At 66.6% G+C, this 10,649-nt stretch carries 11 protein-coding genes; 5 read left to right on the top strand and 6 right to left on the bottom strand.

The features are described 5' to 3' along the window. Nucleotides 1-73 precede the first annotated feature (73 nt). The 3 genes from DBV14_RS31225 to msrA all read left to right on the top strand — a co-directional run bounded on the left by DBV14_RS31225 (nt 74) and on the right by msrA (nt 2,043). Nucleotides 74-865, top strand: coding sequence for a molybdopterin-binding protein (locus tag DBV14_RS31225; RefSeq protein ID WP_124465509.1), 792 nt, complete (start codon nt 74-76; stop codon nt 863-865). A gap of 99 nt (nt 866-964) precedes the next feature. Then, nucleotides 965-1,231, top strand: coding sequence for a pentapeptide MXKDX repeat protein (locus DBV14_RS31220; protein WP_124465507.1), 267 nt, complete (start codon nt 965-967; stop codon nt 1,229-1,231). Nucleotides 1,232-1,341: 110 nt separating this feature from the next. Further along, nucleotides 1,342-2,043 (top strand): peptide-methionine (S)-S-oxide reductase MsrA, encoded by a 702-nt coding sequence (gene msrA, locus DBV14_RS31215; protein WP_124465505.1) that lies wholly within the window; start codon nt 1,342-1,344, stop codon nt 2,041-2,043. Nucleotides 2,044-2,076: 33 nt separating this feature from the next. Here msrA and DBV14_RS31210 read toward each other — a convergent pair whose 3' ends face one another. The 5 genes from DBV14_RS31210 to DBV14_RS31190 all read right to left on the bottom strand — a co-directional run bounded on the left by DBV14_RS31210 (nt 2,077) and on the right by DBV14_RS31190 (nt 7,822). After that, nucleotides 2,077-3,372 carry an acetyl-CoA hydrolase/transferase family protein gene (locus DBV14_RS31210; protein WP_124465503.1) on the bottom strand — a complete coding sequence of 432 codons (1,296 nt, stop codon included), beginning with the start codon at nt 3,370-3,372 and terminating at the stop codon, nt 2,077-2,079. A 68-nt stretch (nt 3,373-3,440) separates the two neighbouring features. Then, on the bottom strand, nt 3,441-4,466 hold the full coding sequence (locus tag DBV14_RS31205) for a class I fructose-bisphosphate aldolase (protein WP_124465501.1): 1,026 nt from the start codon (nt 4,464-4,466) through the stop codon (nt 3,441-3,443). A gap of 51 nt (nt 4,467-4,517) precedes the next feature. Next, on the bottom strand, nt 4,518-5,699 hold the full coding sequence (locus DBV14_RS31200; protein WP_124465499.1) for an FAD-binding oxidoreductase: 1,182 nt from the start codon (nt 5,697-5,699) through the stop codon (nt 4,518-4,520). A 46-nt stretch (nt 5,700-5,745) separates the two neighbouring features. Continuing rightward, nucleotides 5,746-6,645, bottom strand: a complete 900-nt coding sequence (locus tag DBV14_RS31195) for a delta(1)-pyrroline-2-carboxylate reductase family protein (protein WP_124465497.1) — start codon at nt 6,643-6,645, stop codon at nt 5,746-5,748. 13 nt (nt 6,646-6,658) lie between these two features. Next, complete coding sequence (locus DBV14_RS31190; protein WP_124465495.1) at nt 6,659-7,822, bottom strand: branched-chain amino acid ABC transporter substrate-binding protein; 1,164 nt, start codon at nt 7,820-7,822, stop codon at nt 6,659-6,661. 188 nt (nt 7,823-8,010) lie between these two features. On the opposite strand from DBV14_RS31190, the gene DBV14_RS31185 reads away from it, so the two are divergent. Then, complete coding sequence (locus DBV14_RS31185; protein WP_124465493.1) at nt 8,011-8,904, top strand: LysR substrate-binding domain-containing protein; 894 nt, start codon at nt 8,011-8,013, stop codon at nt 8,902-8,904. Between the two features lie 20 nt (nt 8,905-8,924). Here the strand turns inward: DBV14_RS31185 and DBV14_RS31180 are convergent, their stop codons facing one another. Then, a complete protein-coding gene (locus DBV14_RS31180; RefSeq protein ID WP_124465492.1) occupies nt 8,925-9,953 on the bottom strand; it encodes an aldo/keto reductase in 1,029 nt (342 codons plus the stop codon). 159 nt (nt 9,954-10,112) lie between these two features. Between DBV14_RS31180 and DBV14_RS31175 the strand changes: the two genes are divergently transcribed. Beyond that, a complete protein-coding gene (locus tag DBV14_RS31175) occupies nt 10,113-10,580 on the top strand; it encodes a GNAT family N-acetyltransferase (protein WP_124465491.1) in 468 nt (155 codons plus the stop codon). Nucleotides 10,581-10,649: the final 69 nt, after the last annotated feature.

Here is a 10,649-nt window from a genome sequence, read left to right as displayed (position 1 = left end):
CCCGAATGAACCCGAACCCGACCCCGAACCCGCTCCCGCTCCAGACAACAGCGCCAAGCAACGAATGCCCGATATGAGAATCTTCAAAGCCCCAAAGATGACCAGCGTAGACAGCAACGCGGTGGTGCAAGAAGCCCGCTCGCTGATTGCGAAAACGCTCGACCAGCCCGCACGCCGTGCCTTTCTGCAGCGCTCGTTGACGCTCGGCGGACTGTCGCTTCTTACCGGCTGCAGCATCAGCGACGACAGCCACGTCGAAGCCGCGCTCTCGAAGATCTCGCGCTTCAACGACAAGGTGCAAGGCCTCATCTTCAGCCCCACGCAATTGGCCCCCACCTACCCCGAGTCGATGATCACCCGGCCCTTTCCGTTCAATGCCTTCTACGGCGAGGACGAGGTTCGCGAAGTCGACGAGGCCAGCTACAAGCTCGAAGTGACCGGCATGGTCGCCGACAAGCGCAGCTGGACCTTGCCCGAGCTGCGCGCCATGCCGCAGCACGACCAGGTGACCCGGCACATCTGCGTCGAAGGCTGGAGCGCCATCGGCAAATGGGGCGGCGTGCGCTTCAGCGACTTTTTGCATCGCATCGGCGCCGACACCACCGCCAAGTACGTCGGCTTCAAGTGCGCCGACGACTACTACACCAGCATCGACATGCCCACCGCCCTGCACCCGCAGACGCTGCTCACCCTCACCTACGACGACGAGCCCTTGCCGCCCAAGTACGGCTTTCCCATGAAGCTGCGCATGCCCACCAAGCTTGGCTACAAGAACCCGAAGCACATCAAGGCGATGTTCGTCACCAACACCTATTCCGGTGGCTACTGGGAAGACCAGGGCTACAACTGGTTCGGAGGGAGCTGAGTCGCAGTTCAAGCGACCCAGCTGCCAATGAAAGCGCGAGGCCGTGTTCCCTGGAACCGCGCCATCTTGAAAAATGAAACCTCAACTGGAAGATTCCAAATGAACAAGCTCACCGCAACCCTGCTCGCAACCTGCATGGCCTTTGCCGGCGCCTCGGCCTTTGCCGCCGACGACATGGCGAAAGACGGCATGGCCAAGGACTCGATGTCCAAGGACGGCATGAAGAAAGACTCGATGGCGAAGGACGCCATGTCCAAGGATGGGATGAAGAAAGATTCCATGGCCAAGGATTCCATGTCGAAGGACGGCATGAAGAAAGACAGCATGTCCAAGGACGCCATGGGCAAGGACGAGATGAAGAAGTAAGTAAGAAAAGAAAAGAAGGCCAGCGGACGCGGCATTGACGGCCGGTGCATTCGGCGGCAATGTCGCGTCCATCGGCAACGGCGACTCCCCCTTTTTCTCAAGGACTTCCCATGAAATCCCTCGCACTCACCGCCGGCACGCTCGCTGCCGCGGCCCTGGTCTGGTACGCGGTGCCCTCGTTCGCCGAAATGGCCCGCCGCGTGCCGGCACCCGTGGCCGACCTGGTGGCCCCACCGACCGCGAAAACCGAAACCGCCGTGTTTGCCGGTGGCTGCTTCTGGGGTGTGCAAGGCGTGTTCCAGCGCGTCAAGGGCGTGAGCAACGCCGTGTCGGGCTATGCCGGCGGCGACGCAAAAACCGCGCGCTACGACGAAGTCGGCTCGGGCCGCACCGGCCATGCCGAAGCCGTGCGCATCACCTACGACCCGCAGCAGGTCAGCTACGGCAAGCTGCTGCAGATCTACTTCTCGGTGGCGCACGACCCCACCGAACTCAACCGCCAGGGGCCGGACACGGGCACGCAATACCGCTCCACGGTGTTCGCCGAAAACGCCGACCAGGCACGCATTGCCAAGGACTACATCGCGCAGCTCAACCAGGGCAAGGCCTTCGGCAAGCCGCTGGCCACCACCATCGAGATGTCCAGGCCCTTCTATGCGGCCGAGGACTACCACCAGGACTACCTGACGCTGCACCCGAGCCAGCCCTACATCGCGATCAACGACATGCCGAAGATCGACGACCTGAAGAAGCTGTTCCCCGAGAGCTACAAGGCCACGCCGTCGCTGGTGCGCGCGGCCAAGGCCGGCTGACCGGTTGATCGGCTGCTCAGTCGGCCGGCCGGGTCAGAGCAGCCTGGCCCGCTTCGCCTGCTCGGTCAGCTCCGCACGGAAGGCCGGGTGGGCAATGGCAATCAGCTCCTGTGCCCGCTGCTTCGCGGACTTGCCGCGCAACTGCGCCACGCCGTATTCGGTCACCACGTAGTTGATGTCGTTCTTGCTCGTGCTCACGTGGGTGCCGGGCGAGAGCGACGGCACGATGCGCGAGATGGTGTCGCCCTTGGCCGTCGAGGGCAGCACGATGAAGGCCTTGCCGCCACGCGAGCGATTGGCCGCGCGCACGAAGTCCGATTGCCCGCCGGTGCCCGAGTACGGCGCATGCCCCAGGCTCTCGGAGCCGCACTGGCCCAGCAGGTCGATCTGCATGGTCGCGTTGATGGCGATGAGGTTGTCGTTGAGCCCCGCCAGTGCGGGGTCGTTGGTGAAATTGACCGGATGCATCTCCAGCCCGGGGTTGCGGTCCATGAAGCGGTACAGCTTGCTCGACCCCAGCGCGAAGGTGGCGATCGAACGGCCCGGCAGGTAGTTCTTGCGGCGGTTGGTAACGGCGCCGCTTTCCACCAGCGTGAGAATGCCGTCGCCGATCATCTCGGTGTGAATGCCCAGGTCGTGCTTGCCCGTGAGCTGCATCACCACCGCATCGGGAATGCCGCCGTAGCCGATCTGCAGCGTGGAGCCATCGTCGATCAGGCCGGCCACGTGCTTGCCGATGGCTTCCTGCACGGGGCCGATTTTCGGCAGCCCGACTTCCATGACCGGCGCCTCGCTCTCGACCAGCGCGGCCACCTGCGAAATGTGCACGTGGCAGTTGCCACAGGCAAAGGGCACGTTGGGGTTGACCTCCAGCACCACAGCGCGCGCCTTGGCAATCGCGGCCATGGTGTAGTCGGCGCCCAGGCTCACGGCAAAGTAGCCGTGCGCGTCCATGGGCGACGCCATGCTGAACACCACCTCGGCCGGGATCTGCCCGCGCTCGATCTGCGCGGGAATCTCCGAGAAGTAGTTGGGAATGAAGTCGATCCAGCCCTCCTGCCCGCCCGCGCGCGTGGCACCGCCGAAGAACAGCGCGACATGGCGCACGTGCTCCACGGTCTCTGGGTCGATGTAGGCGTACTTGCGCATCGCAAGAATCTGCGCGACCTTCACGTCGCGAAAATCGCGGCGCTGTTCCGACAACGCCGTCAGCAGCGAAGGCGGCTCGCCGACGCCGGTCGGCACGATGATCAGGTCGCCGTTGCGCACCAGGCGCACGGCATCGGCGGCGGCCACGCGCTTTTGCGCGTACAGGTCTTGAATCGTCATGAAGCTCGTCTTGTCTCTCGTTGTTTGAATGGATTGTTGACCGTTGTTCAACGCTGTTTCAGCGCTGTTCAGCGCGGTGCGTCTTTCTGCGCGTCGTACTCGCCACGGCGCGCAGCCCGGTTGCAGCGGGTGCGAAACACCAGTGCCTGCTGGGCCACCGCGACGTTGGCGGCATCGCCCTTCCAGGCATCGAGCGCCGGCTGCTGCACCGCGCGCGAAAAAGAAAACGTCAGGGGCCATGGCAGGCGCGACTTGAACCGGGTGTTCATCGCAGCCAGCCGGGCCGATGCCAGCTGGGCCGATTGCCCGCCCGACAAGAACGCCACGCCCGCCACCGCCGCGGGCACCGTGCGCAGCAAGCAGGCGACCGTGGCATCGGCCACGGCCTCGACCGAATCCTGAACCGGGCTGCCCTGCCCCGGCAGCACCATGTTCGGCTTGAGCAGCATGCCTTCCAGCAGCACGCCTTGCGCGCTCAGTTGCGCGAACACCTCGCGCAAAACCTCCTCGGTCACTTGCGCGCACCGGGCCAGCGAATGGCTGCCGTCCATCAGCACTTCGGGCTCGACGATGGGGACCACGCCCGCCTCCTGGCACAGGGCCGCATAGCGCGCGAGCGCATGGGCGTTGACGTCGATGCAGGCACGGCTGGGCAGGCCGTCGCCGATGGCGATCACGCCGCGCCACTTCGCGAAGCGGGCGCCCATGCCGGCGTATTCGGCGAGCCGTTCGCGCAGTCCGTCCAGGCCCTCGGTAACGGTCTCGCCGGGGTGGCCGGCCAGCGGCTTCGCACCCGTGTCGACCTTGATGCCGGGGATGATGCCGGCGTCGGCCAGCACCTTCGCGAACGGAACGCCGGCGTGGGTCTTCTGCCGGATAGTCTCGTCGAAAAGGATGGCGCCGCCGATGCTGTCGCCCAGCCCCGGGGCGGTGGCGATCAGTTCGCGCCAGTCGCGCCGCGCGCCCTCGGTCTGCGGGATGCCGAGCGCCGCAAAGCGCTTGTTGCAGGTGGCGTTGCTCTCGTCCATCGCGAGCAAGCCCTTGTCGCCGGCGACCAGCGCCCGGGCGGTATCGATCAACGTCTGTGCAGTCATGGAGCGTGACACCTCTCTGCCGGGGATCGTACGCCCTCCCCCTGACCGCGACTAGATCACGTTCTTCTCCAGCAGCGGCCGGCCCTCGATGATTCGCGCGAACGACACCGGCGAGAGATCGAGGCTGCGGTACTCGCCGAAGCGGATCAGCTCGGCCACACCGCGCCCGGCCGCCGGGCACTGCTGCAACCCGTGCCCGGAGAAGCCGTTGGCAAAGAACAGGTTGTCGCAGTCCGGGTGCAAGCCGAGGATCGCGTTGTGGTCGAACACGTTCATCTCGTAGTAGCCGGCCCAGGCGCCGGTCATGCGGATGGCCTCGAAGGCGGGCACGCGTTCGGCCAGCGCGGGCCAGATGAGGTCGTCGAAGGCGCCGTATTCGACTTCGAGCGGCGCGTCGTCGGGGTCCCGGTCTTCGGGCGGCGCAAAGCCGCAGATGAACTGGCGGCCCTCGGGGCGCAGCCAGATGCCCGAGGTGTCGATCACCAGCGGGCAGCCCGGCAACGTGTCGGGGCACGAGAAGCTGAACACGCTGCGGCGGCGGCCATGCACCGGCAGTTCGATGCCGGCCCATTCGGCCACTTTCGCGGCCCATGCGCCGGCGGCATTGACCACCACGTCGGCGGCCAGTGTTTCGCCGCTGTCGAGCTGCACGCCGGTCACGGTGCGGCCCTTGCGTTGCAGGCCGGTCGCGTGCGCCTGCACGTACCGCGCGCCCTGCGATGCGGCCTTCTTGCGAAAGGCCTGCAGCAGGCTGTAGCCGTCGTACCAGCCCTCGCCCGAAAGGCCCAGCGACGCGAGCGCGACGCCTTCGGTCGACAGCCATGGAAAGCGCACCTTCAGTTCATCGGGCGTCATCAGCGCCACGTCGACCGCGTGCGCCTTCTGCATTGCGTGGTTCTCGCGCAGCACGTCCACGCCGGCGGGCGACGCCAGGTACAGGTAGCCGGGCTCGACCAGCCCGATGTCGGGCACGTCGTCGCCCACGCGCAGCGTCTCGCCGAGCCTTCGAAAGAAGTCGATGCCGTAGAGCGACATCTCGATGTTGATGGCGGTCGAGAACTGCTGGCGGATCGAGCTGGCCGACAGGGCCGACGACGCCTGCTTGTAAGAAAAATCGCGTTCGACCACCGTGACCTCGAAGGGCTCGAAGGGCTCCCCATGCGGGTCCCGGGTCAGGAAGTAGGCGATGGCGGAGCCGATGGCGCCGCCGCCGATGATCACCACTCGACGCATGAATTGCCTTCCTTGCTGTTGCTGCCTTGCCTCATCGCTGCTTGCCTCATCGCTGCTTCTCGTAAGCCAGTTGCGCCGCCGCCAGGTCCCACAGCGCATGGCCCACCGTCTTGACCAGCACCGGCCCGTGTCGTGCCGCGGGCGCGGCCGTCGCGAAGGCCTGCACGGTGGACCAGTCGATGCCCGCCTGGAGCAGGTCGCCCGCTTCGGTGCGCGCGCCCTCCAGCGTATCCACAAACACGGCACAGCGCCGCACGAGTTCGGGCGGCACCTCGGCCATGTCGGCGCGGTAGGCGCCGACGGCGATCACGGTGGCGTCGGGCCGCACCTGCGCCGGCACGACAGGCATCGGGGAATTGGTGGTGGCGACGATCACATCGGCCTCTTCGGAGACGGCCGCCGTGTCGGCGATGGCACTGGCATCGACGCCGAGCGTGCGCATGTGTCGGGCCAGTGGCTCGGCATGCGCGAGCGAGCGCGCGTGAATCCATATCCGTCGCACACCCGCGACCTCCGCAAAAGCTTCGGCATGCGCCCGCGCCTGCACGCCGGCGCCGATGAGCAGCACGCGGCTTGCGGCGCCGCGCCCTGCCCTGGCCATGCCGGCCAGCGACAACGCGGCGGTGCGGCGCGCGGTCAGCACGTTGCCGTCCATCGAAAGCAGCCGCACGCCCGTCGCGGCATCCATCAGCGTCACTTCGCCCTGCACCACCGGCAAGCCGATCGCCGCATTGCCGGCATGCACCGTCACTGTCTTGAGCGCGGCAAAACGCGGGTCGCAGGCGGGCATGAGCAGCAACACGCCGCCGTCCGAAAGCGGCACCGAGGTGCGGGGCGACGCGTGCGCCTCGCCCAGGCGCTCACGCTCGAACATCCGCAGCAGCGCTTCAACCAGCGCACCGTAGGGCAGCGCCGCGGCGGTTTCCGCCGCGTCCAGGGTTCGCATGCGCGCGGCTGCGTCAGGAGCCTGCAACGCGCACGCGCTTGCCGTCCTTGTAGGTGAAGACGGTGAAGTCCGGCTTCCGCAGGTTGCCCTTGGCATCGAAGCTGATGCGGCCGGTCACGCCGTCGAACGTCACCTTGCGCATGGCCGGCAGGTAGGCCGCGGGCTCGACCGAGTTGGCCGCGCGCATGCCCTCGGCCAGCGCCATCATGGCGTCGTAGAGGTATGGCGCATAGGTGAGCACCTCGACGCCGTAGCGGGCCTTGTAGCGCTGCTCGAACTCGGCCCCCTTCGGCGTCTTCTCCAGTTCCTTGCCGCCGCGCGTGCAGTACAGCAGGCCGTCGACCGCGCCGCCGCTGATCTTGGCGACCTCGTTGGTGCACAGCCCGTCGGTGCCCAGCAGCTTGGCCGTGATGCCGAGCTGCTTCATCTGCCGCGCGATCAGGCCGCCCTGCGCGTCCATGCCGCCGTAGAACACCACGTCGGGCTGCTTGCTCTTGATGGTGGTCAGGATGGCCATGAAGTCGGTGGCCTTGTCGCTGCCGTATTCCTGCGCCACGATGTTGCCGCCCAGCGCCTTCACGCCGCGCGTGAACACCTCGGCGGCGCCCTGGCCGTAGGCCGTGCGGTCGTCGATGACCGCGATGTTCTTCGCCTTCAGGTCCTTCACCGTGAAGTTGGCGATGGCAACGCCCACGTCGTCGTCGCTGGCCAGGATGCGAAAGACGTTGTCGTAGCCCTGTTTGGTGAAGGTCGGGTTGGTGGCGGTGGACACGTCGGGCAGGCCCGCGCGGCTGTAGACCGCCGAGGCCGGAATGGCCGCGCCCGAATTGAAGTGGCCCAGCATGCCCTTCACGCCCATGTCGGCCAGCTTGTTGGCCACCACCATCGCCTGCTTGGGGTCCGCCTGGTCGTCTTCGGACTGCAGCACGAACTTGATCTTCTTGCCGCCGATCACAAGGCCCTGTTTGTTCAGGTCTTCGACCGCGAGCCGCGCGCCGTTGTCGTTGTCCTTGCCCCAGTGGGCCGCGCCACCGGTGAGCGGGCCGGCGTGGCCGATGGTGACGGTCTGCTCGGCCTGAGCCTGTTGCGCCCACGCGGCGGCGGGCAGGCTCAGGACCGAAGCGAGCGCAATGCCCACAACATGGGGGGCGGCGCGCCGGTTGCACGAAACAATCATCGGAAGTCTCCTCGTATCGTTGGCAGGGGTCGGCACGCAGAATAGAGTCGTGACCGCATGCGGAACAAACGCTAAATACTCACAACGTTGTGCGGGCCCGGAAGGAAGCCGGCGCCCGGCCACGACGCTTTCGGAACGGGCACGGCAGGTGCTTCGACAAGAAGACAGAGACGACAGGCAGTGAATCGATGAGAAAAGACATTCCCAACCTGGGCGCGCTCCAGGCCTTCGAGGCTTCGGCGCGGCTGGGCAGCTTCACGCGGGCCGCGACCGAGCTGGCGCTGACGCAAAGCGCGGTCGGACGGCAGGTGGCCATGCTCGAGCAGCGGCTCGGCGTGCCGCTGTTCTCGCGCGTGCGCCGGCGGCTGACGCTCACCGAGGTCGGGCGCGAGTACGCGGCGCGCATCCGCCGGCACCTGGACCAGATTCGCCGCGACACGCTCGAGATCAGCGCCGGCCATGAGATGGGCTACGTGCTGGAGCTGGCCGTGGTGCCCACCTTTGCCACGCAATGGCTGATTCCGCGGCTGCCCGAGTTCAGCCAGCTGCATCCGAACATCACCGTGAACCTGTCGGCGCGCTCGCAGCCCTTCTCCTTCCAGGAAAACGCGTACGACGCGGCCATCTATTTCGGCGACCAGTTCTGGCCCAACACCCGCGGCGGGCTGATCTTTGCCGAGGGCGAGATGGTGCCGGTGTGCAGCCCCGCGTTTCGCGATGCCAACGGCCCGTGGGACGAAGCCGGCTTCGAGCGTTGCCGCCATCTGCACCTGAGCACGCGCGCCCACGCCTGGCGCGACTGGTATGCGCAACAGGGCTGGGACTACACGGTGCATGCCTCGCGCGGGCCGCGCTACGAGCTGTTCACGATGGTGGTGGCGGCCACCGCCGCCGGCATGGGCATCGGCCTGGCGCCGCGCATTCTCATCGCGCACGAACTGCGCGCCGGCGAACTGGTGATTCCGGTCGACCGGCACCTCGATGTGCGGCAGGGCTACTACTTCGCCTACCCCGAAGGCCGGCCGGCCTCCGGGGCGCTGGAGCACTTCAAGAAATGGGTGCTCGGGCTGACGCCCGCCTAGAGCGGGCCTGCATCGCCGGCCTAGACGGGGTTCGGGTTGCGCTCCAGGAAGCCCTGCTGGTGCCAGTACGGGTAGGCCCGTGTCGTGGTGCTGGCGGCGTCGAGTTCGGCGACCTGCGCCGGCGTGAGGTTCCAGCCCACCGCGCCCAGGTTCTGCCGCAGTTGCGCCTCGTCGCGCGCCCCCACCACCACGCTCGACACCGTCGGGCGTTGCAGCAGCCAGTTCAGTGCCACCTGCGGCACGGTCTTGCCCGTTTCGGCACCGATCTTTTCCAGCGCGTCGACCACGCGGAACAGCAGCTCGTCGGGCACCGGCGGGCCCATGTCGGCCGTCGCGTGCAGGCGGCTGTTGGCCGGCAGCGGCTGGCCGCGGCGTATCTTGCCCGTGAGGCGGCCCCAGCCCAGCGGGCTCCAGACCACGGCACCCACGCCCTGGTCCTGCGCCAGCGGCATCAGCTCCCATTCGTAGTCGCGGCCCACCAGCGAATAATAGGCCTGGTGCGCCACGTAGCGCGCATAGCCATGGCGCTCGGCCACCGCCAGCGACTTCATCAAGTGCCAGCCCGAAAAGTTCGACGCGCCCACATAGCGCAGCTTGCCCGCGCGCACGAGGTCGTCGAGCGTGGACAGCGTTTCTTCGACCGGCGTGCTCGCGTCGAAGCCGTGCAGCTGGAACAGGTCGATGTAGTCGGTGCCCAGTCGCTTGAGCGCCGCATCGACCGCCTGCACCAGATGATGGCGCGACGACCCCACGTCGTTCGGCCCTTCGCCGCTGCGGAAGGTGGCCTTGGTCGAGATGATGAGCTGGTCGCGCGGCCGGCCCTTGATGGCTTCGCCCAGCACCGATTCGGCCGCGCCCGCCGAGTAGATGTCGGCGCTGTCGAACATGTTCACGCCGGCGTCGATGCAGATGTCGATGAGCTTGCGCGCCTCGGCCACGTCGGTGCTGCCCCAGGCGCTGAAGAACTCGCCCTTGCCGCCGAACGTGCCGGTGCCAAAACTCAACACGGGGACCTTGAGGCCCGATTTACCCAGGTGACGGTATTCCAAAGTGCTACTCCTTCAAGCTGACGAACAAGACAAGAAAACAGGAAGACGGGTGCGGGCGGGCAGACAGGTCGGCCCATCGCCGCGGGCCATTGTTGGCCGTGGCGTGGAACCCCGCTGGCGAGCGGGCTTTACCGTCAAGCCAATAAGTAACATCGACCGATGCAGATTCTTCTTGAAAGCCCCAACCAACCCGACGTGATCCGGCTCATCGACGAGCTGGATGCATACCAGAAACCGCTCTATCCGCCCGAGAGCCATCACGGCATCGACATTGCGGCACTGTCCGCCGCGAACGTGCTGTTCGCTGTGGCGCGCAACGAAGAAGGCCATGCCATCGGCTGCGGCGCCATCGTCGTGGGGCCCGAGTTCGGCGAGCTGAAGCGCATGTTCGTGCGGCCCGGAAATCGGGGTCAAGGCATCGCGATGAAGTTGCTGGGGTTTCTTGAAGACCAGGCAGCAGCAAAAGGCTGCAAGACATTCATGCTGGAGACGGGGCCGAGCCAGCCCGAAGCGCTGTCGCTTTATGCACGTGCGGGGTACGAACTTCGCGGACCTTTCGGGAGCTACGGGCCGGATCCGTTCAGTGTGTTCATGGAGAAAGGCGTGGGGCGGAACGCGCTCGCGTGAAGTCATTGCCCGTTGGGCTTTTAGCGCTGCTGTTCTGGTTCATTCAGAGCGACGCCCACGCCGACGGCG

This window comes from Variovorax sp. KBW07 (assembly GCF_003852515.1).
Classification (GTDB): Bacteria; Pseudomonadota; Gammaproteobacteria; order Burkholderiales; family Burkholderiaceae_C; genus Variovorax.
This window is presented reverse-complemented; position numbering and strand designations above follow the sequence as displayed.